General features: G+C 56.4%; 18 protein-coding genes. 13 read left to right on the plus strand and 5 right to left on the minus strand.

The annotated features are described in order from the left end of the window. Positions 1-10: 10 nt before the first annotated feature. The 7 genes from ACRYA2_RS23555 to ACRYA2_RS23585 all read left to right on the plus strand — a co-directional run bounded on the left by ACRYA2_RS23555 (position 11) and on the right by ACRYA2_RS23585 (position 8589). The gene (locus ACRYA2_RS23555) at positions 11-910 is read left to right on the plus strand and encodes an ABC transporter permease (RefSeq protein WP_113278199.1); all 900 of its coding nucleotides are present in this window, start codon (positions 11-13) and stop codon (positions 908-910) included. After that, positions 907-1968: an ABC transporter ATP-binding protein gene (locus ACRYA2_RS23560; RefSeq protein WP_113278200.1), complete on the plus strand. Its 1062-nt coding sequence runs from the start codon at positions 907-909 to the stop codon at positions 1966-1968. Before ACRYA2_RS23555 ends, ACRYA2_RS23560 begins: the two co-directional genes overlap by 4 nt. Further along, the gene (locus ACRYA2_RS23565; protein ID WP_433633668.1) at positions 1965-3347 is read left to right on the plus strand and encodes an ABC transporter ATP-binding protein; all 1383 of its coding nucleotides are present in this window, start codon (positions 1965-1967) and stop codon (positions 3345-3347) included. The genes ACRYA2_RS23560 and ACRYA2_RS23565 overlap by 4 nt, the downstream gene beginning before the upstream one ends. Continuing rightward, on the plus strand, positions 3344-4372 hold the full coding sequence (locus ACRYA2_RS23570) for a hypothetical protein (protein WP_433633670.1): 1029 nt from the start codon (positions 3344-3346) through the stop codon (positions 4370-4372). Before ACRYA2_RS23565 ends, ACRYA2_RS23570 begins: the two co-directional genes overlap by 4 nt. Positions 4373-4461: 89 nt before the next feature. Next, a complete protein-coding gene (locus ACRYA2_RS23575) occupies positions 4462-6207 on the plus strand; it encodes an ABC transporter substrate-binding protein (RefSeq protein ID WP_433633672.1) in 1746 nt (581 codons plus the stop codon). A gap of 55 nt (positions 6208-6262) precedes the next feature. Beyond that, on the plus strand, positions 6263-8272 hold the full coding sequence (locus ACRYA2_RS23580) for a CocE/NonD family hydrolase (RefSeq protein WP_433633674.1): 2010 nt from the start codon (positions 6263-6265) through the stop codon (positions 8270-8272). 65 nt (positions 8273-8337) lie between these two features. Next, positions 8338-8589, plus strand: coding sequence for a hypothetical protein (locus ACRYA2_RS23585; protein WP_433633676.1), 252 nt, complete (start codon positions 8338-8340; stop codon positions 8587-8589). A 639-nt stretch (positions 8590-9228) separates the two neighbouring features. Here ACRYA2_RS23585 and ACRYA2_RS23590 read toward each other — a convergent pair. Further along, on the minus strand, positions 9229-10896 hold the full coding sequence (locus ACRYA2_RS23590) for a PQQ-binding-like beta-propeller repeat protein (RefSeq protein ID WP_433633678.1): 1668 nt from the start codon (positions 10894-10896) through the stop codon (positions 9229-9231). 241 nt (positions 10897-11137) lie between these two features. Further along, positions 11138-11332 carry a GNAT family N-acetyltransferase gene (locus tag ACRYA2_RS23595; protein ID WP_433633680.1) on the minus strand — a complete coding sequence of 65 codons (195 nt, stop codon included), beginning with the start codon at positions 11330-11332 and terminating at the stop codon, positions 11138-11140. A gap of 432 nt (positions 11333-11764) precedes the next feature. On the opposite strand from ACRYA2_RS23595, the gene ACRYA2_RS23600 reads away from it, so the two are divergent. Beyond that, complete coding sequence (locus ACRYA2_RS23600; protein ID WP_433633682.1) at positions 11765-12682, plus strand: pentapeptide repeat-containing protein; 918 nt, start codon at positions 11765-11767, stop codon at positions 12680-12682. Positions 12683-13250: 568 nt separating this feature from the next. After that, positions 13251-14495, plus strand: a complete 1245-nt coding sequence (locus tag ACRYA2_RS23605) for an AI-2E family transporter (RefSeq protein ID WP_433633684.1) — start codon at positions 13251-13253, stop codon at positions 14493-14495. Between the two features lie 192 nt (positions 14496-14687). On the opposite strand, the gene ACRYA2_RS23610 is transcribed toward ACRYA2_RS23605, so the two are convergent. Then, positions 14688-14963: a DUF8118 domain-containing protein gene (locus tag ACRYA2_RS23610; protein WP_433633686.1), complete on the minus strand. Its 276-nt coding sequence runs from the start codon at positions 14961-14963 to the stop codon at positions 14688-14690. Between the two features lie 176 nt (positions 14964-15139). Continuing rightward, positions 15140-15325, minus strand: a complete 186-nt coding sequence (locus ACRYA2_RS23615; protein ID WP_433633760.1) for an NAD(P)H-binding protein — start codon at positions 15323-15325, stop codon at positions 15140-15142. Between the two features lie 237 nt (positions 15326-15562). On the opposite strand from ACRYA2_RS23615, the gene ACRYA2_RS23620 reads away from it, so the two are divergent. The 4 genes from ACRYA2_RS23620 to ACRYA2_RS23635 all read left to right on the plus strand — a co-directional run bounded on the left by ACRYA2_RS23620 (position 15563) and on the right by ACRYA2_RS23635 (position 18756). Beyond that, positions 15563-16684 carry an MBL fold metallo-hydrolase gene (locus ACRYA2_RS23620; protein ID WP_433633688.1) on the plus strand — a complete coding sequence of 374 codons (1122 nt, stop codon included), beginning with the start codon at positions 15563-15565 and terminating at the stop codon, positions 16682-16684. 256 nt (positions 16685-16940) lie between these two features. Then, entirely contained in the window at positions 16941-17162 is a 222-nt protein-coding gene (locus ACRYA2_RS23625; RefSeq protein ID WP_433633690.1) for a hypothetical protein, read from the plus strand. Positions 17163-17200: 38 nt separating this feature from the next. After that, entirely contained in the window at positions 17201-18181 is a 981-nt protein-coding gene (locus ACRYA2_RS23630) for a PLP-dependent cysteine synthase family protein (protein ID WP_433633692.1), read from the plus strand. A 209-nt stretch (positions 18182-18390) separates the two neighbouring features. Further along, on the plus strand, positions 18391-18756 hold the full coding sequence (locus ACRYA2_RS23635) for a hypothetical protein (RefSeq protein ID WP_433633694.1): 366 nt from the start codon (positions 18391-18393) through the stop codon (positions 18754-18756). A gap of 123 nt (positions 18757-18879) precedes the next feature. Here the strand turns inward: ACRYA2_RS23635 and ACRYA2_RS23640 are convergent, their stop codons facing one another. Next, complete coding sequence (locus tag ACRYA2_RS23640; RefSeq protein WP_433633696.1) at positions 18880-19179, minus strand: hypothetical protein; 300 nt, start codon at positions 19177-19179, stop codon at positions 18880-18882. Positions 19180-19248 lie beyond the last annotated feature (69 nt).

Genomic DNA, 19248 nt, shown 5'->3' on the forward strand with positions numbered 1-19248 from the left:
GAGTTCGAAAATGTCAACTGAAACTGGAACTTCGACGCTCGACGACCTCTACGACCGCACCGCATGGACAAGAGACCTTTATGGACGACTGGACCTGACCGCCCGTGCGTCGCTGTGGGCCATCGTTGCCCTCGTCGTCCTCGCCGTTATCGCGCCCGTCGTCGCTCCGTACGGGCCAGCCGAGCAAGACTACGATGCGTCACTGGCCGGACCGAGTGCGGAACATCCACTCGGCACGGATCTAACCGGCCGCGATATATTCTCACGGCTCCTCTTTGGGGCCCGCGCGTCGCTCCTGGTCGGCATCGTCTCCGTCGGAATGGCCATCTCGATTGGCGTCCCGTTAGGGAGCCTCGCGGGGTACACTGACCGGTCCTGGCTCGACGAGAGTATCATGCGAGCGATGGACGTCGTCATCTCCGTGCCCGCCCTGGTGCTTGGCCTCGCACTGGTCGGGACGCTCGGGGCGAGCCTACGAAACGTGATACTCGTCATCGGCATCGTCTATACGCCCCAGTACGCTCGCGTCATCCGCGGACAGGTGCTCAAGGTCAAAGAAGAGGAGTACGTCGAGGCGGCGAAAAACACCGGCCTTGGCCATCCCTCGATCCTCGGCAAGCACATCCTTCCGAATGCCTTCACGCCGGTGCTGGTCCAGGCGACCTACCACGTCGCGACAGCTATTATTATCGAGGCATCGCTGTCCTTCCTCGGACTTGGCGTTCAACCGCCGACGCCGACCTGGGGACGCATGATCTCTGCGGGCCGCAGCTATCTGCCCGACGCCTGGTGGATATCGGTGTTCCCCGGCCTGGCTATCATGATAACGGTGCTCGCGTTCAACCTGCTCGGTGACGGGCTGCGCGACGAGTTCGACCCTCGCTCGGTCACGGAGAACGATAGCACATGAATGAACACGTCCAGCACTCAGACCAAGCCGCTGACCGCACCAAGACCGAGCCGGAGTCGGTGTCCGAGTGGGAACTCGTCCGACGGGGCGACGACCCGCTACTCGCGGTCGACGACCTACATCTCCGGTTCGACACGTCGGAAGAGACAGTGCAGGCAGTCGACGGTGTCTCACTCGAAATTCAGGAAGGCGAAATCGTCGGCCTGGTCGGCGAGTCCGGCTGTGGCAAGAGCGTCACAAGCCTATCGCTGATGAGTCTCGTCGAATCGCCCGGGGAAATCCACGAGGGGAGCGTCCGGTTCAAAGGCGAGGACCTATTGGCGATGTCCGACGAGGAGCTTCGGAACCTGCGAGGGAGCGAGATGGGAATGATATTCCAGGAGCCGGGGTCGGCACTGAACCCGGTGTTCGACGTCGGCTGGCAGGTCGGCGAACCTCTCCGTGTCCACCAGGGAGTCAGCGAGGAAACCTCTCGGGAACGGGCGGTCGACCTCATGCATGAGGTCGGTATTCCGAGCCCCGAAGACCGTGTCGACGACTACCCGCACCAGTTCTCTGGCGGAATGAAACAGCGTGCCATGATCTCGATGGCACTGGCGAATGAGCCGGACCTGCTCATTGCCGACGAGCCGACGACGGCGCTTGACGTCACCATTGAGGCCCAGATACTGGATCTCATCCAAGACTTGAACGAAGAGCTGGGCATGGCCGTGTTGCTCATCACGCACGACCTGGGCGTGGTCGCGGAGGTCTGTGACCGCGTCGCGGTGATGTATGCGGGACGAATTGTCGAGTACGGCGACATCGAGGACGTGTTCCTCGACCCACGCCATCCCTACACGAAGGGACTCATCAGCTGTGTACCCGACCCCACAGTGACTGATCCGAATCTTACCCCTATCGACGGTCAGGTCCCTGACCTGGCGGACACGCCGGACGGCTGTAATTTCGCTCCCCGGTGTCCGCACGCTACCGAGGCGTGTCGAGAAGAGGACCCGCGACTGCGGGAAGTCGCATCGGATCACTACAGTGCTTGTCTCTACGAGGACCCACAATGAGCAGTGACATCTCACCTAGCGATACGGACGGCCGCGACGACAGCCCAGCCCTCGAACTCGACGGACTCGAGAAGTATTTTACGGAGAATGACACGCTATTGAACCGCCTCCTCCCACATCGCGAGGTGAAGCAGGTTCGGGCGATCGACGGCGTGGACCTGACCGTCTCGCAGGGCGAGACCGTCGGGTTGGTCGGCGAGTCCGGATGCGGCAAGAGCACACTCGCCCGGGCGTTACTCCGACTTCTCGAACCGACTGACGGGTCAGTGTATCTAGCGGACGAGGAGGTAACCGCGCTATCGACGAGCGAACTGAAGTCACTCCGCAGCGAGGCCCAGATGATATTCCAGGACCCCTTCTCGTCGCTGAACCCGCGTTACACTGTCGAGGAGACGCTCGTTGAGCCGATGCGGGTCCATGACGTCTGCGACACCGACGCGGAACGCGAGAAGCGGGCGCGCGAACTCCTCGAACGCGTCGGGCTCGGCGCAGAACACGTAACCCGTCATCCACACGAGTTCAGCGGCGGGCAGCGACAGCGAGTCGCCATCGCCCGGGCGCTCTCGGTCGAACCGTCGGTCATCGTCGCGGACGAGCCGGTGTCCGCGCTGGACGTAAGCGTGCAAGCCCAGATTCTCAATCTCCTCCGCGAGTTGCAGCGCGAGATGGACCTTACGATGCTGTTCATCTCGCACGACTTGAGCGTCGTCCGGCAGATATGCGACCGCGTTGCGGTGATGTACCTGGGTAAAATCGTCGAGGAGGGGCCAACGAACGAACTGTACGAGAATCCGCAACACCCCTACACAGAAGTTCTTCTCTCCAGCATCCCCACTCCGGACCCGACGGTCGACCGCGAGCGCGTCAGACTGGAAGGGGATGTTCCGACGCCGATCGATCCGCCGTCTGGCTGTCGGTTCCATCCGCGCTGTCCAAAGGTCATTCCCCCGGATGACTGGACAGGAAGCCAGGATGCCTGGCGACGTGTAATCCAGCTCAAACACCGCGTCGCGAACGAGGAGATTTCCCCGGAGGCGATGCGAGAGAAGCTGACCGACGAAGGCGACGAGGGCGTCTCCGATGCGGCCGTCCTTGATGCTATTTACGAAGAGCACGTCAGGGAACGAGACGCCGCGGGAGCGTCGACTGTTGAACTGCCCGACGCTCACCGTTCGACCGTCTACGACGGGCTCGAACGCCTGCTTGCAGGGGGACGTAACGAGGCTGTCGCATTCTTCGATGAGCAGTTCTCGTCCGTCTGCGAGCGTGAGACTCCGAAGCGGTCAGACGTCGGCGACGAGCAGTTCGCCGCCTGTCACCTGCACCGCGATGACGGGCACGAACACGTGCGGGCGTCGAACCTGGAGGTCCAGCAGTGACTGGGGAGCCCTCCGACATGGCGCGCTCGCTCGTACTGAACGGCCTGCGGGACGTCGTCCATAACACCGACGACGTCGTCGAGACGGAGGAGTCGCTGCATCGACTGGAGGCGGCTTTCGACCGCGGCACTGCCAAGTCCGAACGCGGAAATTTCGTCACCGCGCTGCACGAACTGGAGGTCGCAGGACCGGACGGCTCGGTCGGCGACGAGACACATCGGACGCTCCAGCAGGGGGTCGACGCAGTGCTGTCTGAACTTGCAGCGGAGGACGTGCGACTGCGTGTCGTTCACGAGACGGGTGCGTCGCTGTCGGTGCGCGAGGTGGCGCTCTACAACTTCGTGCACGAGCGGACGTCGGAACCGCTCGAACGTCTCACGCTATCGTCGGCGGTTCGCGCGGAAGTGTTGGACGGTGCGCACTACGTCGAGAACAAGGCATACAATGACGCCGTTGAGGCATTCGAGCGCGCGGTCGACGCGAGCGAGGCGGTCGACGAGCGCCTCGCTACTCGGGTGCTTGCGGCTTGGGCGAGTCACTGGGCTGGGGACGACGACCGGGCACTCGACTACGTTGACGAGGCGGCGTATGTCAAGCGCGACTCGTGGGCACTGGAAATGGTCGAAACCGTCGTCACCGACGCCTCAACTGACGCGTATCGGGCGGGAACGCTCGCGATGTCTGCCTACGTTCGGGCACGCGGGAGCGTTCCCGACGAGTCGTCGCTTCGCATCCGCGTCGGTCGCGGAGAGGTCGGTTCCGTCGAGTGGGACGACTGGTCGGACCACCTCGAATGTGTCATGGTCGGTCGGCTGGACTCGAATCTCCGGGCGCAGCTCGAACTCGAAGGGCCGGTCGGCGCGCTCCCCGACCTCCAAGCGTACTACGCGACACTCGGAACGGTCGAACCGGAGAGCGCGGTTCCTCGGTCCGTCGAGCACATCTTGTTCGACGGTCCGGTGACGGGCGAAGCCGACGAGACGCTGTATGTCGACGCCGCGAGGAAGGTCGAAATGAATCCCTAGCACCATATACAGTAAACATAATTATTCAGAATTAATATTAAGCGTATTTTATAAACAATTAAATAGTTGTAGGCCTAGCCACGATATGTATGGTACCAAATATCACGGAGGACGACCGCGGTCGCCGCGGCTTCCTCAAGATGGCCGGCGCAACGACGACCATCGGCGCAGGGTCGATGCTGGCCGGTTGTGCAAGCAGTAACAGCGGTTCGCAAGGCAACGGAGACGGTAACGGCGACGGTCCAAAAACGGCCGCGAACACGCAGACTGAGAGCACGGGCGAAATACAGCCCGGCGGCACTCTCACCGTCGCGATGCAGTCCGACTACGACACGCTCCATCCCCACAAAATTCCCGGCACGACCGGGACGACCATCGCCGAGAACATCGGGAACGCGCTCGTGAAGGCCACCCCGAAGGGAGAAGTCAAACCGGACCTGGCACGCGAGATGCCGACAGTGTCGAACGATGGAAAACAGTACACCTTTAAGCTCCGGAAAGGCGTCAAATTCCACCCACCGTACGAACGCGAGTTAACTGCCGACGACGTCGTCGAAAACTGGCGAAACATACTCGACCCGGACTACGGCGCGTACGGTCTGAGCACCTACAAGGGAACTCTCACCGGCGAAAACGTTACGCCAAAAGAGACGGTCCAGAAGACCGGCAAGTACGAAGTCACGTTCAATCTGACCGAACCGTTCGCCCCGTTCCTCATCAAGCAGGCGAAGATGTCAGCGTTTGGCTGGTTCAATATCGTCCCCATGGAAGCCGTCGAAGAACATGGGAAAGACTTCGGAACGCCGAAGACCGGCATTTGGTCCACCGGACCGTTCATATACCAGGCCGATAAGTCGACCGCCGGGTCAAAGTACGTGCTCGAGAAAAACCCGAACTACTTCAAAGAAGGAGAGGGCGGCCAGCTTCCATACCTCGACAAGCTCGTCTTCCAGATCTCGCCGGAGAGCACGACACGGACCTCCTCACTGAAATCGGGACAGATCGACATCGACGAGTCTGCCGCGGCGACATCCATCAAGGACCTCAAAAACCGCGAGAAGACTCACGTCGTCTCGAAACCCAGCTCTGCGAAGATGAGTCAGTGGGTGAATCGGCGTAACTACGAGCCGTTCACCAAGACGAAGGTTCGAAAAGCACTCATGCATGCCGCGAACCGGAAAGCCATCGTCGAGACGAAGTTCCGCGGCTACGCGGCGATCGCCCACAGTCCCCTTCCGCCGTGGCACTGGGCCTACGACAAGGACGCCGCAGTCACGTACGAGAACGATACGAAGAAAGCCAAGCAACTGCTGAAAGAGGCTGGGGAATCGTCGTTCTCGTTCACTTGCGAACCGACGAACCAGCCGAAGTTCATCGACGTCGCCAAGATCCTCCAGCAGAACTACAAGAAGATCGGAATCGACATGTCGATCAAGCCCGCCTCAAAGGGCACTACCTGGCAACCTCTCGTCGGTGGCTGGGACGACAAGTCTGTCCCGCCGAAGTCGTGGCACTCGATGATAGAGAACTACACCTGGGGATTCTCAGCAGACGATTTCACCTACGCGACCTTCCACAGCGAACAGCCGTTCAACTACACCTACTACTCTAACGAGAAGGCAGACAAGGCCATGGAGAAGGCCCGGAAGACTCGAGACCGGAAAAAACGAAAGGAACACTACGCGACTGCTCAGAAGCTCATCACCGACGACATGCCCAAGCCCTTCCTCGTCTGGAACAACGTCAGCCACGCGTTCCGCTCCCGCGTCAACAACTTCGACGTCTACCCAACCGCCTACATGCTGTTCGAAAACGTCTGGGTATCACAAAACTGACACCCTCTTCCTTCTCGAACGAGCATTGCACCCGAATTAGTCCGCACCCTTCACAATGACTTCCAACGACCATCTCGGCGATATTCGACGCCACACGACAGTTGAGATTCCTGTACAGTCCGAAACCGTCGCGGCGACCCGGTACGAACCGGCCGACAGCGACGGGGCTTCACCAGCCCTCCTGATGTATGTCCCATACCATCAGGATGACCTCATCACCTACGGTGCCTACGATCCGATCTGCCGCTACTTCGCCAAGCACGGGTACGAGGTCGTCGTCGCCGACATGCTCGGTACCGGTAGTTCGAGCGGATTCATTGACGAACCGTTCACTCGCCGCGAAGGGACCGAACCGGCCGCCATCGTCGAGTGGCTTGCCGAGCAGCCATGGACTACCGGCCGGGTCGGCCTTTTCGGCAAGTCCTACGGCGGTATCACGGCACTGGACGCCGCTGGCCAGCAACCAGATGCACTCGACGCTATTGTCCCTATCCATACCCCGTATCAAGGACGGCGGAATGCCTACTCGTACGGCGGCCTGTTCGAGTTCCTTACTATCGGTATGGACTGGCTGACACTGATGCAAGCCCTCGAGGCCAAACCTGCGAGCGTTCGGGATCCCGATGGAGCGTGGGTCGACCGCTGGCAGAGCCGGCTGGAACGCTCGCGCGACCGGACCCCGTGGTTGTTCCAATTTCTGGATAACGAGCCCCACGAGTCGTACTGGACGGACAAAAATATCCCCATCGAGAACATCGAGACTCCGACACTCGCAGTCGGTGGCTGGCGCGACCCCTACACGCGAGACACGCTAGAGTACTTTTCAGCTATAGATGCACCGAAAAGAATTCTACTCGGTCCCTGGCGACACCAGATGCCCCACCGAGGGCGTGAAAGTGCAATCGCCTTCCGCCAGCAGGCACTCCGGTGGTTCGACCGCTTTCTCCGTGACGAGGAGAATGGCGTCACGGAAGAACCGACCATCACCTACTGGACGGAACTCGACGGCGGCGGCTCCTCGGTTGGCCAGTGGCGCGGACGCGAAACCTGGCCCACGGCGACCGAGGACGGACTCCCGACCGAGAGCGCGGTAGCCCACGACGCGTCCGACGACGCCGTGACGTTGGCGCTCACGCCGACGGGACTCGCCTCGCCGGATGAGTACGAGACCGGCGAAGTCGACACCGAGTACACGTTCGATCCGACGGTCGGACCGTCCTCTATCGACCCCTACGGAGTGTCGTTCGACCCGCCTGCAACAAACGACGACGACGCTCGGTCGCTGACTTTCGAAACGGACCCTCTCGACGACCCGATCGAACTCACCGGCACGGGCAAGGTAACGCTCCGACTCGCGGCTAGTGTCTCCGATCCGACCGTGGTCGTTCGACTCGTCGACGTCTCTCCCGACGGTCGCGGCACGCTCGTCTCCCACGGAGCTGTGCGTGGCAAGTACCGGAACGGACTCGACGACCCGGACGAGATGGAACCCGGTGCCGAGTACGACGTGACCGTCCCACTCAACCCGAAGTCGCACGTCTTCGAGGAAGGGCACTCGATTCGCGTCGCCGTCGGTTCGTCTTTCTTCCCCGTCTCACTCCCGACTTCAAGACAGGGTTCGTTCGTAATCCGCTCCGCACCCGACGACCCAGCAACCGTGAAATTCCCAGGTCGCCGGATGGGCCGGGTCGACTTCGACGACCCGGTCGACGTAGCCCCACCCGACGAAAGGGTGCCGACGAGCGCCAGGCGCGCGAGCGGTGAGTCCTCGTGGACTACCAGTCGTGAGCAGGTCTCCGATCAGGTTCAAATCACCAAGAGTCACTCACTGGAGGTCGACCTCCCCCACGGACAGCTCTCGCGGCAGGCGACGTTCGAGGCCGCCGTCACAGCGGACAACCCGTCGACCGCGGCCGCCCAGAATGAGATGTCGCTCGCACTCACCACCGACTTCGGCGAATTCGAAATCGACGCCAGCAACTACATCTCACACGATCTCTGTCAGATAGAGACGACGGTCACGCTCGACGGTGACACGATGTTCGAGGAAACCTGGCGTCGGTAATAGTTGCGCCTTCGTCGACGCTCGATTTACCTACCTATTTCACTCGTTAACCACGAGAGATTCGTATGAACGACCCACAACAGGCCACGTTCGGATCCGACGGGAAGTTGCGGACCGATGACGACACGGCCGACGAAAGTGATGACGAGGAGAAAGAGGTGACGAACGACCTCGGCGACGAACGCGGCGAGAACGAACCGAAGTCCGCAGTGAATCGGTACGCCGTCTCCAGTCCACTCTGCGATCTTGGTGGTCGCCTGAAAGATGCTGTGACTGTGCGTCGGGTGGCGCTCGATCTTGATGCCCCGGAGTTGTAACCACTCGATCTTGACGTAGCAGACGAGGTAAACGACGCATGCCAACAGTTGCTGCTGCCTGCCGAGCGCGTCTCTGACCAGGACGAGAGCACCGTCGGAAGCCACCATCGGAGTCGTATCGAAGCCCATCACGCCCCCGTAACAGAGACGAACTACGCTAGGTCGGTCAGCGGCGGTGGACGCCTATCCCGTCCGTAGCGACAACACTCTCTTTCACATCGATTACGCCAAGCAGCACGCCGAGACAGCGCTAGCGATCGCCAACTGAGTCGAATAAACTAGCCGTGCATCGGAAACAATCACGCCGACGTGGTGCGAGCGCGGCGGTCGAAGCGTCACGACACGTGTAGTCAAGGGATTGTGGTCAACCTCGGTCGGTGAGTAGTACTGCGTTGCCGCAGGACAGGGATGATTGGTCGAATACTATCCCCACTACGTCTTGCGATTCGGCCGTCAGTCGGTGACGAGTGGTACTACAATCGCGGGTAATCGTTCTGTCGGGACGACAACGAGAACAGTACAACGGTGGTCGACTGTCTGTGACAGTAGTGCTGTGAGACGCGGGTCCGGAAAACGATGCGGGCCCTCACGTCGTTTTGAGCTGTCAATAGTGCTGATGTGAGTACGCCGTCGTTATTGTTAGTCGTCTCCTTTCAACGGTGAACGATTGATGAGATAAGCACCTGCGCTTAGACCGAGACTGCCAATGAGCGTAAGTGGTGACCGCCAGTCGTACTTTTGTGTGGACGAGAACGACTTATCTGGCGCACTCGGTGACAATACGGCATTTGGCGTTCCGCTTTCTCTTGACCTCAGATGTTTAGTATCCTTAATAGAGGAAGAAGACGCCGACTGTGAGGTTGGGGAAGCATCTAAAGAAGTCTGGTTTGCGACGCTGTCTGAATCGTTTCTCACTGTTCTAGTTCCTTTGTCAGGAACTGATTCACCGCACTCCGTAGATTCGAATTTAGAGATTTTCCCGCCGACCATTGGGTCTACAGCAGATGTAAAAATGCTATTATTAACAACAGCCGGGGAGGAGTTCATCCATCCGTGGTTAGGAATAGCAGACAGCCAACATTTTTCGCCTGTTTCGGCATCTAGCGCATATATAGCGTCAGTTTGCTTGTAGTTACCGACGAAATACACTGTGTCATCGGCAACGGTCGGTGCTGCCTCGGCTTGGATAGGAGTTTCATAACGCCAGACTTCTTCGCCAGTAGAACGGTCAAAGGCGTACAGGGTACTCTCGGAGTCATAGTAGTCGCTTTGACTCATAACCGGTCCCGGGAACCAGCTTTCTGCATAGGAACGAGTAAGAGCGTATACTCGAGATTCATCGACAGCTGGAACACTAATAGTAGGGGCTCTGTCGACGGTAATCGTGTTCTCCGAGATACTGCCAACAGTGTACGTTGTCGTTGGTGCTGTCCCACGTATGGGAGCAGACGAACGCCATTTGACGCTCCCATCCGTTCCCGAAAGCGCATACACTGCGTAGGACGGATTCTCAATGGATGTTTTGCTCGTCACATAGAGCGTATCACTGGTTGCTGCAGTGCCTACAACTCGATCGGCGCGCTCTACTCTCCATTGCTCTTTTCCTGTCGTGATATCACGAGCAGCAATAGATTCCCTCTCCACGGACCGATCCCAATAACTGAGATACGCTACGTTTCCGGCGACACCCAGCAGCTCCCCCGACTCATCGACCTCCCAAATCGTCTCACCAGTAGCCGCATCAAGGGCCCCACGTTCGAAATATACACGCCCGTCTGTCACTTCGACAGTGGTTGTTAAGGAGAGGTCCGACCGGCGCCATTGGATTTTGCCCGAGGCGGCATTCAGAGAATAAATTCCAGCAAGTCCTGTGTGTGTCTTGCTATTATTTTCTACTTCTCCTTTACCTACGAAGTATACTGATTCGTCGGATACAACTGGCTGTGCCCCAGGAGCACCTATTGGAACACTTTCCCCTGATTCAGTAGTTGCTTGCCTTCGTCTCCAGAGGACTTCACCACTTGCTTCGTCGTACGCGGCTATCCGTCCCTGACTAAACTCTATAGAGGCTACATCAGCAGAATAAACGACTCCATGTGCAACGGTAGGGCTCCCAGCCTCCCTGACTCCTTGCGTCCATTGAGTTACCAGATAGGGACCATTAGGTCCCTGTGCCTTTGTTGCTCGTGTTCTTCCGGCGGTTCCCTGTGGTGCCGGCCATGCGTCCTCCGGTGCAAACAGGCCGTCTGATTCGCATGAGGCGGCGCTGGAAGCGCCACTACTTAGCAGTAAGCCACCAGTCACCATGCTCGCTGCCTGAAGAAACCGTCGTCGGGTAGGTCGTTCCATGTCTCAGAATTACGACATTCCATAATATATTTTGTGTTAGCGGGGATTTAGAATAGACATGATATAGCATGGTTTATTTATAAATATACCTGATGAAATACTTATGGAATGGTGTGTTTCAAGGGTAGTGGTGAATAGATAGCGCAAAGCAGTCACGAAGCACACGACTTCGGTGTTACTGCAGAAGCCATCAGAGTGGTTACTCGAAGGGGGGTTTGTACACATAACTCGCCCGTTCTGCCCCTGTTTTCTCCTCGTAAAATCGGTGTGCGTCCGTCCGTTGGAGACCCGTTGAGAGCGCCATACGTTCACAATCTCGCGCTTCATTCCACTTCTTGACGAAGGATAGAAGTTCCAGTCCGTGCCCTTCAAACCGATGGTCGGCGTCCGTCACCTCAATGGTAGTCCTTAGGGTTGCGGACCGTCTTCGAGCGACGATACCGACCAAGCCGGTCGCCGCAGCTGGTGCAGACCAGCCACCACTTCGGCGTCTGGGTCGTATTCGGTGACGCCAGCCTGTCGCTGGGGCCGTTCAGAAATCTCCTAGTCGTCGAATCGACAGGGAACTCGGGAAGTGTTCGATGGAAACGAGGATCCGTCTAGATAGATTAAATTATAGATCATCTTTGATTTAGGGGGAGACCAAGGTAGCCTATCTCGTACTCACCAACAACGGTACAGACTATTAGGTTGAGTCCCCAGTATGGGGACTAATCGGTGTGGGTATGTACATGACGTTGAGGGAGTCTCGGATATCGGGCCAGTTTGCTGCTGGCGGTCTGTGCGAGAAGATGACGACCGATGCGTCTGGCATACAGAGCGATCAGTGGGGCGAGACGAGTACGAGCGCCATCGTCCTACGGCAGGAGAACGTCTTGACGGTGCGCAGTTAGACCAAGCACCCTTCTCCGGCGTGGGGTGGCTCGCCGACTGCGTCCTGATTGGGGCGGATTTTACCAATGCGACACTTAATCACGCCGATCTCAGCGGGGTTGATCTCCGGCAAGCGGTGTTTCGAGATCTCAACGCGAAGGGTGCTTCGTTCGAGGGGGCGAACCTCCATGATGCTTCGTTCACGGTTGCAGATCTTCGTGGTGCTTCCTTCCGGGATGCAAAGCTCTATCGGATGGATATCACTGATGGTCGCGTCGATGCAGAAACCCAATTTGATACGATTGCTTCCTATGAGCGAGATATCCGTAAGGGGGAGACGTCTGACGCAGTGCAAGCAAGTTTTACGGCCGCCACGTGGGTGTATCGTGAGTTACAGCGGCTTTTCAGGTCAAATGCAATGCCAAGGCGAGTTCGGAGCTACTATTTGAAGGAGATGGATCTTCGGCGTCGTATGGCCTGGTTTAACAGCGAGTATCTTCGAGCGCTCTATCTCGAGTCGTCACGAGTAGTTATGCGGTATGGAACGAGCCCATGGCGTGTTCTGGGGACTTCCTTCGTGCTTATTGGGATTTGTGCATTGATCTATCCTGTTACGGGCGGCATCCGTGAAATTGCCGGAGAGCGGACAATTACATATCAGATTGAAGATCCTGAGGCTGCGCCGGTTCCATACTTGGTACAGGCGGTATTCAAAAGCCTCTATTTTAGTGTCGTGACGTTCTCGTCGCTCGGGTATGGCGATATCCAGCCAATTGGATCGTGGGCACGCGTAGTTGCAAGCGTTGAAACATTACTTGGGACCCTGCTGATGGCGCTACTAGTGTTTGTATTGACACAGCGACATCCGTGACCATTTTGACTCTTCCGACAATTAACTAACTTGAGTGAGAATTACTGAAAGCGTGGGAGAAGTATAAAATATATATATATATATATATAATTATGGTTTGATGAAAGGGTATAGTGACGCCGGCAGTCATTAACGCTGGATTTGGGATTGCTGGATTTCTCACGCTGATTATGGCTATCTACTGGGGAGTGGCAAGACGAGATCCGCGACAAGCACTTTGAACCGGCGCATTCGTCGTGATTTGGCTTGCAGCAATGCTACTCAGCGGGTGGCGCAATGCTCTCATCATGGCAGTTACCATGACAACACTCACATTCGTGTGGTTCATGACGCGACCGAGCGTTTCTTCCTCGGTACAGCAGTAGTTGTCGGTGATGATAATGGTACACTGCACTAGAAACCCGCTGCATAACCTGTTTCTCAGCAAATAGTACTTCTCTCTGGAAAAGAGAAAGCAATTATTATACAACTACAACTGTAGTCTTCGGAATTCTGCCTTGGTTTTGAGTGCCGTTCGTACTAGATGAGTCGGAAGATTATTGGGCTGAATGTTGTTGCCCTATACTACATGAGCTCAAGTCTTACTCACAATCGTGAACGAATCGCTTGGTGGCTAATCTTTGGTGTGTTCCTCGTTCTTTTTGCATTTGTTCTCTATTCATATATTGGGACCTTCGTTCTTGGATTATTCATTTATTATGCAACCCGTCCTATCTATCATCAATTGAGCCGCCATATCCATCAACGGAGTCTTGCTGCAGCCGTTGCACTGAGCGCGATTTCATTCCCAGGACTCTTGCTGATCGCCTACACGGTGTTGGTGAGTATTCAACAATTAGACGCGTTTCTTGGTCCGAATCTTGACCAGTATCAATCCCTATTCGGGCCGTATCTTGAGCAGATTTCTGGCTCACAAAATATTCAAACGAGTTTCCAGCGGTTCTTATCGAACCCCCAGCGATTTACACAGATTCTGGATCCGAATACCGTAAGTGATACTCTTGTCTCGGCTGGGGGGTATCTAGGAGCAGTACTCACTGGACTTCTCCATGTATTTATCGCATTGATAATTGCCTTCTATCTCCTCCGTGATGACCAGAAGCTTGCGACCTGGTTTACATCTCGAATAAGTGGCCCTGATACCGCGACATACGCGTTTTTAGACGAAGTAGATACGGACCTCGAGACGATTTATTTCGGAAATATCCTGAACGCATTCGTCGTTGCAATTGTCTCCGCAGTCACATACACGATACTTAATAGCATTGCACCGACTGAAGTGGCGATTCCGGCGGCTGTCCTTCTTGGTTTATTAACGGGCCTCGCAAGCTTAATCCCTATCGTCGGTATGAAACTCATTTATGTCCCAGTCGGACTCTATCTTGGTGGTCGTGCACTCACTACAAACCCTCAGCAAATTTGGTTTCCGATCATTTTCGTGCTAACTGCGGCCGCCATTGTAGACGGTATGACTGAATTGTTATTACGGCCATATATTTCTGGACGCAATCTTCATGTTGGGTTAGTCTTATTCGCATATATTATTGGACCGCTCCTCTTCGGCTGGTACGGCCTATTTTTCGGGCCCCTTTTGCTGGTATTGCTCATCCATAGCACGCGAATTGTTCTTCCAGAACTCATCCATGGCCAGCAATTGACATCGGCTGCAACTGCTGGTGATCCTATCCCTGATTCTGATCCTAGTTCTTCGTCCGAAGATACGGAATCATCCGAAATGTCGACTACGGACGCGCCGGAGACAGAGACTACCTCAGAATCATCCGAGAGTACCAAGAAAAGATCTGACGAGTGAATCGCTTAGAGTTAAACCTCGTGACATTCACCTTGCAAACCTGTAAAATCGAGTAGAGCTGCTTGCGTCGTTGGCACGCTATCGGCGGCGTCGCAGTTGTCGGTCGTCTCGTCGATGCTGTCGGTGAGCGTGCACTGTTCGGCGACTTCGGGAAGCGTCTGTTGACGAGGCATAAAACAGGGAGAGAAGGAATTAACAGCAGGCGTCGAGCGCGCGTTTGTCCGTGGTCTCAGTCCCGCAGTGCTCACAGCGCCAGTAGCGGTGATCGACGTTGCCGTACTTGTCCTGACCGATGTGTGGGCCAGTGATACGCGGCCCGTCATCAGTCTCGTCACTCGCGTCGTCGTCAGTGGGGACGGCGTCGAGTGAGCCGTCGGCGATCGCGTCTTCGACGGCGGCCATGTGCTTGCAGTGAGCGTTGCGATGGACGTGATGGGGGCAGGTGCACGCCATCAGGTCGCCAGTCACGTCGTCGAGCGGTACCGTATACTACCACCTCAGCGATGTTGAGCGACGGCGGTCGCTTGCTTCCAGAGGAAAGTGACACCAGTACTCCGGTCTGTCGTTGCAATTTGCATGTCCTGAAGATAGGAGTCCGTCTGAATGACCGGGGGGGGGGAAGTCAGCGACATCAGTGCGTGAAATTAGACCAGCGGTGGCGTTGATGTCGATGTTGCGTTCGTACTCTCCGGTTTGGGGTCGTCCGTGATACTGCCGGGACAGACGATTGTCCAGTTAAGGTCACTTCCGATGATGAGTTCCTCTTGTCTGGCTTGTCGGTCACAATCCCGCGGTTGAAGACGACGCTGTTGGTCGTTCTGGCGCTCAATTCAGTTTTTATGGTTTAAGTGACAATAATACAGAAGTATGGTACGCAGATGGCCCACAGATGGCAAAATGCAACATAGAGATTTTGTGTTTTTGACAATGCAGAGAATTTCGATAGTATATAAATGAGAACTCTATGAAAATATATATCAAATAGACCCATATACTTTTTGTTCTTCGAGAAATACTAATTAGTGGCCTAAAATTATAAAAAGAAGGCATCTAAATGGTGGTCTGCAATGTCAGAAGATGAGACTACTTTCGGAAAAACAGAACGACGGACATTCTTAAAAGCCACAGGAGTGACCGGATTAACGGCCGCTGGAGCAAGTGGTCTTGGGTCTGCTAATCAAGACTCTCTATCGCTCACCAATCAATCATCCGCCAGTTCTTGCCCAGCAGATGCGAACGTGTACGTAACCACCCTCGGTTCGGGTGCATCGGCGTTTAAGAACGGACGGTCGTCGGTCGGCTATATCGTTCATATCGATGGTGAACCGAAGATACTCGTCGACGCTGGCGGCGGGACCGCATCGGCCATCAGCGAGGCTGAGATCGACATCGCGAAGCTCGACATGGTATTATTCACCCACTTACATGTCGATCACTCAGCCGAGTTCCCGGCGATTCTCAAAGCGACCTATCAACAAGACCGAGACAGTCGTCCGTGGGAAATCTTCGGGCCGACTGGTGCTGGGATTCGCCCGAGCACGAGTGAGTGGGTCTCCAAAATGTTCGACGGAAAAAAGGGGGCGTACAGCTACATTCGTGAGTTCGTCAAGGAGTATCTCGGGACGGACGTGAGACTTAATGCACACGATATCCCGGCACCGGTCGATTCACCGGGGAAGGTTCGGACAGTATATGATAATAATGATCTCACGATCAAGGCAGCTCCGACAAAGCACGGCAAGATGCCGTCACTCGCCTATCGCGTGTCCTACAACGGTACTTCGTTTACGTTCACAGGGGACTATAGTTCGAAGCTTGGGAATGTCCCGAAACTGGCGGAGGGAACCAACGTGATGGTTCAGAACCGCTTGCTCGAACCTAAGCGCGAGACAAGTGGCTCTAACCCGAAGCAAGTGCTTCACTCAACTCCAAGCGAAGTAGGGACCAACGCCCAGGAAGCTAACGCAGGGATGCTTGTCCTCTCACATGTCAGCCGGGACGAAGTCACCGATCTAAGTGAAGAAATTGAGATCATCAGCGACAAGTACGGTGGACCGATACTCGTCACGAAAGATCGCGTGGACATGTACCCTGATGGGCGTGTTCTCGAAACGAAGGCAAATCCCGAGACTGGGACGTCTGAGGATAACGGTGACGACCTCATGTTCCTGCCCAATATAGGTGATTAAGACAAAAGAAACCACGAGATATAGTAAGATGGCTGTGCGCCCCTCAATGGGGTAGCCAGTCCCGTTTCGACTTTTGCGCAGGACACTGAAGGGTGGTAGATAGGATGATAGTACCCTCGACGGCCATGATCGGCGGCAGGAACAGCAGTCAAAGAGATTGCGGTGAGATGTGGCTGAGACAAGCAGACGAATTCTATGTCTTGCAGGCTGCCAATGCTTCCAGCCAGTCGAACGATCCGAACAGAACACGGAGCTAGTGAACGTCCGCGAGCAGCGCGCCGAGTCCCAGCAGGTCGAGGCAAAGTATCTCGACGTGCTGGAAGCCGGGCAGAAGATCGCGGAAGAGAACGATGCGATGATCGCGCGGCTGGATTATCGGAAAGTCGCCACCCACTATGGGTGCGCGTACAAGAACGACGGCTATCGCTTCCCGGCTCGCTCCTCAACGGCGTCGGTTTCCACGAGAGGGTGCGAGTAATCAGAACATCTAACCTCCCTTGGCGGACAGTCGAAGGTATGACGACGCATAGCGAACCCCTTACATCCGTCTTGGAGGCCGTCGGAGAGACCCCACTCGTCGAAGTACACGCTGCGCCCCCGGAGGTGCCGGTGTACGCAAAGCACGAGTCCTTCAATCCCGGTGCGAGTGTGAAAGATCGCATCGGCAAGGCGATGCTCGAGGGGATGCTGGAGCGAGGCGACGTAGAGCCTGGTGGGACAGTTATCGAGCCGACTGCCGGAAACACAGGCATCGCTATCGCTATGGCCGCCGGAGAACTCGAACTCGAGGCGGTCTGTGTGGTTCCGGAACGGTTCAGCGCCGAAAAACAGACCCTGATGGACGCGCTTGGAGCAACTCTCGTAAACACGCCTACGGACGAGGGGATGAGTGGCGCTATCGACCGAGCCCATGATATCGCTGCCGACCGTGACGATGCCGTCATTCCCCAGCAGTTCGAGAATCCGCTGAACGTCGAAGCGCATTACCGAACGACGGGTCCGGAAATATGGGAGGCGCTCGACGGCGAGATCGGTGCGATCGTCACGGGGTGTGGGACCGCTGGAACGTTGACCGGGATGGCTCAATACGTTCGCGAGCGCGAGCCGGACGTGTTTATCGGCGCGGTCGAGCCGGAGGGGTCCTTGTATGCCCAGACCCAGGGACGAGAGGTCGATTCAGGCGAGTACAAAGTCGAGGGTATCGGGACGAAAGATCCGAGCACCCGAGCACTGTTCGACGCTGATCTCGTCGACGAAGTCGTTCGTGTCGGCGACCGCGAGGTACACGAAGAGATCGCTCGCCTCGCCCACGAAGAGTCCAAGCTGGTGGGTACCAGCTCCGGAGCGTCGAGCCTCGGAGCACTCTCGGTTGCTCGGCGAATCGCCGACGGCGATCTCGACGTCCCCCACGACAACGTTGTCACCGTGTTTCCTGATTCTAGCGAGCGCTATCTCTCGAAGGGGATCTACGACGAGTTCGAGGCGTGGGAGGGCTGATCGGTCCGCAGAACCGAATTCGCAGGTCGCTCCACGTTCGTCCTGCCAGGGGTTGCTGGAACTGGTAGAGCAGTGCGAACTTATCGGACTATCCGAACTGAGAACTGGAAAGTTGGGATATTTAACCGAGTAACGGAGACCGAAGCCGACTTCGTCCTTCACGATCCGAGCGATCGCCAGAGGTCACTATCGGAACAGGAGCGGTCAGAGTGCGGTCGTTCGCCCACGAACCAAAACTCACCGAGGACGAAGACGAGTACACTGAAGTGGAGCAGAAAGCACGCTCCTTGGTGTTCCGCTCCGAGGTCCGCAAGCAGTATGACAACACCTACGCCATATGCGGTTCACAACGCGAGACTCCCGCTGGGACACCGGAGGTTGAGGCGGCACATATCTACCCGAAAAGCGAGTTCGGAAGTGACGACCCACGGAAGGGCCTTGCATTGGTCGTCTTCATCATTGGGCCTTCGACAACGGTTAGCTGGCCATCAGCGGCGAGTATGATATCCTCGCCCGGGACCGTCCGAGTCAGAATGGATATGAGGAGTTTGCGGAGTTCGGAGGAGAGATACTGAAACTGCCTGATAGTGAAGTTTACTACCCCCATTCGATATTCCTAACTGCCCATCGCGAGTTCCACGGCTTTAATTAGATGACGATGCTGTGAGGGGAAATACTGCGTATTTTACGGTGCGATTTTACAATGCAGTTCCGACCATTTGCAGGGAAAATCCGAACCCAAGCAATAACATACCTCCTGATCTAACTTTGGTTTCTTGGTTTTCCGTTCGTTTTCGAATTTCTTCATAGATTGGAGACACCCGATAGAAGTCGGTATGTTCGAAGTCAGCGTCTGTTGTATACTGCCCCTCGACATACTCATCTGAAAGTTGAGTCGGGACAGCGTCGGTCAATTCGGTCAGTTCGCGGTCCAACCACGCTGCAGTTTCTGCGAGCGATTGGGCGTCATAGAGAAATTTGACGCCGCCGTCATCCATCAGTCGTGGATGCCGAGTCACGAGCCTCAGTCGTGAAGTGAATTCGAGCGCTTGCTGGTGGTACTCTAG

This window comes from Halomicrococcus pelagicus, from assembly GCF_050954125.1.